The sequence below is a fragment of the Bradyrhizobium algeriense genome, from assembly GCF_003062295.1.
GTDB lineage: Bacteria > Pseudomonadota > Alphaproteobacteria > Rhizobiales > Xanthobacteraceae > Bradyrhizobium > Bradyrhizobium algeriense.
This window is the reverse complement of record NZ_PYCN01000273.1, coordinates 1-440: the sequence shown is the minus strand read 5'-3', so window position 1 is coordinate 440 and position 440 is coordinate 1. Positions and strand designations below refer to the sequence as shown.

1 protein-coding gene is annotated in these 440 nt (G+C 56.1%); it reads right to left on the bottom strand.

Going from position 1 to position 440, the window contains the following annotated elements; translation table 11 throughout:
* On the bottom strand, window positions 1-329 hold a 329-nt coding region (locus C7G61_RS43475; protein ID WP_244608803.1), incomplete at its 3' end, for a DUF6130 family protein.
* Between the last annotated feature and the right edge of the window lie 111 nt (window positions 330-440).

The following is a 440-nucleotide window of genomic DNA, read 5'->3' as shown; positions in this document are numbered from 1 at the left end:
GGCAGGTCGTCGACGGTGACGTGCAGATGCCCGATGCGTGGGGATACGGTGAGGGCGCCCGGGCCGAACGCCTGTACAATACGCACGTTCTCCACCCGGTACTGGGACAGGAATAGGCCCTGGGCCACCGCCTGGGGAAGCGGTGGGTCCATAATCAATTTGGCAGGGGGCTCGTTCTGGATGGGGACACCAAAGGAGGTCTCGAACGGTGAAGGGCCGCGGAACTCCCTTGCGCTCTGAGCGAAGGCGCTCGTAGCGAGCATAGTTCCAGCGGCCACAGCGGTAAGCGTCTTGATGAGTAGGGTCATGTCACGAACCTTGGCAGTCATAGCAAAATCCTTTGTGAGTGAATTATATCGTATCCGCTTAATTCGAAGGCGATTGAAATACTCCCTGGAAAATCCTATGTCAAGCACTTCCGATTTAATCGGATACGATTT